This is a genomic window from Egibacteraceae bacterium, from assembly GCA_040905805.1.
Lineage (GTDB): Bacteria > Actinomycetota > Nitriliruptoria > Euzebyales > Egibacteraceae > DATLGH01.
Genome location: JBBDQS010000128.1, coordinates 1 through 3,522 on the forward strand (window position 1 = coordinate 1; position 3,522 = coordinate 3,522).

The 3,522-nt window shown below is 69.7% G+C and carries 3 protein-coding genes; all 3 read right to left on the bottom strand.

The window, feature by feature from the left end; all coding sequences use genetic code 11:
- Positions 1–14: 14 nt before the first annotated feature.
- On the bottom strand, positions 15–875 hold the full coding sequence (locus tag WD250_14155) for a zinc metalloprotease HtpX (GenBank protein ID MEX2621353.1): 861 nt from the start codon (positions 873–875) through the stop codon (positions 15–17).
- A gap of 95 nt (positions 876–970) precedes the next feature.
- Entirely contained in the window at positions 971–2,464 is a 1,494-nt protein-coding gene (locus tag WD250_14160) for an NADH-quinone oxidoreductase subunit N (GenBank protein MEX2621354.1), read from the bottom strand.
- A 12-nt stretch (positions 2,465–2,476) separates the two neighbouring features.
- On the bottom strand, positions 2,477–3,522 hold a 1,046-nt coding region (locus tag WD250_14165), incomplete at its 5' end, for an NADH-quinone oxidoreductase subunit M (GenBank protein ID MEX2621355.1).

A 3,522-nucleotide genomic window follows, 5' to 3' on the forward strand; every position in this document is an offset into this window, starting at 1 on the left:
CGGGTCGGCGCCCGTCAGGCGACCTGGCCCATGCGGCGGGCGATGGCCTCCAGGTTGCGCACCCGGGTCTCGGTGGGCGGGTGGGTCCGGAACATCTTCGTCAGCTGCCCGCGCCCGCCGAACGGTGCGGCGATGTAGAGGGAGCTGAAGGCGCTCGAGGTCTCGGCGGGTGTGCCGCCCATCTGCGCGCGGCGCTGCCCGCCGGTCTCCAGCTTCTGCAGCGCGCGGGCCAGTGCCATCGGGTTGCCGCAGAGCTCGGCGCCGGAGGCGTCGGCGGCGGTCTCGCGGCTGCGGGTGACGGCGAACTGGATGAGCATCGCCGCGATGGGCGCGAGCAGGATCAGCGCGATCTGGGCGACGGGGTTGGCGCCGCGGTCGCGCCCGCCGAAGAACAGCGCGAAGCGCGCCAGGAAGGTGACCGCCGTGGCGATCGTGGCGGCGATGGTGCCGATCAGGATGTCGCGGTTGTAGACGTGCTGGAGCTCGTGGGCGAGCACGCCCTCCATCTCGTCGCGGTCGAGCAGGTCGATGAGCCCCTGGTTGACGCAGACCGCGGCGTTGCTCGGGTTGCGCCCGGTGGCGAACGCGTTGGGCTGCGGGGACGGCGAGATGTACAGCTTCGGCACCGGCTTGTTCGCCCGCTGCGCCAGGCTCTGCACCATGGAGTGGTACCAGCCGTACTCGGCCTCGCTGGCCGGCTTGGCGCGCGCCATCTTGATGGCGAGCTTGTCGGAGAACCAGAACGTCCCGGCGTTCAGGGCCAGGGCGATGCCCAGGGCGATCACCAAGCCGGTCTGACCCCCGGCCCATGAGCCCACGAACATCAGCAGACCGGCCAGGCCGGCGAGCAGCACCGCGGTCTTCATGGCCTTCATCGCACGTCTCTCCTGGAAGGGTGGGTTGACCATCCCCAGGATATCGTGCGCCCACCCCGGCGCGACGGCCTGTTCGACCCCGCCGACCCCGCCGATCAGCCGCCGGTGACCAGGGTGGACACCTGCGCGGCGCGGGCGAACAGGTCGGGCGCGAAGAACACGGCGACCGCCACCACCGCCAGCGCGCTGACCGTGAAGTGCAGGGCGAAGCCGGGACGCACCGGGGCGTCCTCGGTGGGCGCGTCCATCCACATCGTGCGCACGAGCGACAGGTAGTAGAACATCGAGATCACCGCGTTGACCACGACCGCGCTCGCCAGGAAGTAGGCGAAGGCCGTGCCGGTGCTGACCGCCGCGGCGATCACGAAGAACTTGGCCCAGAAGCCGATCACCGGCGGGATGCCGCCGAGCGACACCAGGAAGACCGTCAGGCCGGCTGCCAGCGCGAAGTTGCGCCGGCCGAGCCCGGCGTAGTCGGCCGTGCGCCGCTCCGGATGGTGCCCGGCCATCGAGGTCACGACGGCGAACGCCCCCACGTTCATGACGGCGTAGGACAGCAGGTAGATGAGCACGGCCGCGAACGCCTGGGTGTTCACCTCGGCGATCCCCGCATCGCCACCGGTCGCGCGCACCAGTCCGAACGGCACCAGCATGTAGCCCGCGTGGGCGATCGAGGAGTAGGCGAACATCCGCACGACGTTGGTCTGCTGCATCGCCGTCAGGTTGCCGAGCGTCATCGTCAGCACCGCGACGATCCCGAGGATGGGCGCCCACACGTCGGCCAGGGGCTCGAAGGCCACGAAGCAGACCTGCAGCAGCCCGGCGAAGCCGGCGGCCTTGGACGCCACCGACAGGAAGGCGGTCACCGGCACCGGCGACCCCTCGTAGGTGTCCGGTGCCCAGAAGTGGAACGGCACGGCGGAGACCTTGAACGCGAACCCGACGATCACGAACAGCAGGGCGGCGAACAGCAGCGGCTCCCGGGGCGCGTCCGCGAGTGCCGCTGCCACCCCCTGCAGGTCGGTCGTGCCCGTGAACCCGTAGACGATCGACAGGCCGAAGAGCAGCACCGCCACGGACAGCACGCCGATGAGGAAGAACTTGAGCGACCCCTCCGTGCTGCGCAGGTCGAACTTGCGCAGCCCGGCCATCACGAACCCGGGGACGCTGATCAGCTCCAGGGCGACGAAGATCATCACGAGGTCGCGGGCGCTGGGCATGAGCAGCATGCCGACGAACGCGGCGAGCACCAGGAAGTAGTACTCCCCCTGGTAGGTCCGGATGGAGGCGAAGTACCGGTAGCTGATGAGCATGACGAACGCGGCGGTGACGAGGAAGAACGCCTTGAAGAGCAGGGCGTAGCTGTCGACCACGAACATCGTGCCGAAGGCGCTGCGGGTCTGGCCGTCCACGGCGAGGGCGGCGACCCAGACCAGGGCGGCGACCACCCCGACGAACGCGACGGGGTTCACGAACCGCTTGCGGGCTCCCTGCCACACGAGGTCGCTGAGCAGGACGGCCAGTGCCGCCCCGAGGAGCGTGAGCTCGGGAGCGAGCGCGAACCAGTCGATCTGGGTGACGTCGGTCATGTCCGCGCTCCGCTAGCCGGCCAGCGCACTGAGATAGGCGACCACGTCGGGGTTGGTGATGCCGAAGACGAGGAAGGGCAGCACCCCGAGCGCGCCGACCAGCAGGAGCAGGGGCAGCCACGTGGCCCACTCGACCACGGAGATGTCGGGGAGGTCCGCGTCACGCCACCGCTGCGGGGCCTCGCCCATCAGCACCCGCTGCATCATCCAGAGGAAGTACCCGGCCGTCAGGACGGTCCCGACGGCGCCGAAGACCATCAGCACCCGGAAGAGGGTGAGGTAGCCGCCGTCCACGATCGCCTGGGCGGGGCTGAAGGCCGCGAGCAGGGCGAAGACCTCGCCCCAGAACCCGGCCAGCCCGGGCAGCCCCAGGCTCGCGATCGCCACGAACCCCAGGACGAAGCCCATGCGCGGCATGACCTGCATCACCCCGCCGCCGATCTCGGCGATCGTGCGCGTGTGGTAGCGCTCCTTCAGGCTGCCGACCACGAAGAACAGCATGCCGGTGATGACCCCGTGCGCGATCATGCCGAAGATCGCCGCGTTGATGCCCGTGGGGGTGAGCGTGGCGATGCCGAGCATGACGAAGCCCATGTGGCCCACGGAGCTGAACGCGATCAGGCGCTTCAGGTCGGTCTGGGCCAGGCAGCACAGGGCCGCGTAGAGGATCGCGATCACCGCGAGGATGGCGATGATCGGCGCGAAGTCCACCGCGGCCTCCGGCAGGATCGGCAGGGCGATGCGCACGAACCCGTAGGTGCCCATCTTCAGCAGGATGCCCGCCAGCAGGACGCTGCCGATCGTCGGCGCCTCGGTGTGGGCGTCGGGCAGCCAGGTGTGGAAGGGCCACATCGGGACCTTGATGGCGAAGCCGAGGAAGATCCCGAGGAACGCCAGGCGTCCGAACGTGCCGGCGAACTCACCGGCGGCGCCGGCTTCGGCAAGGGCGAGGATGTCGAAGGTCGGCTGCGGTGCGGTGAAGTACAGGGCCAGGAAGGCCACCAGCATGAACACCGAGCCGAACAGCGTGTAGAGGAAGAACTTCACGGCGGCGTACT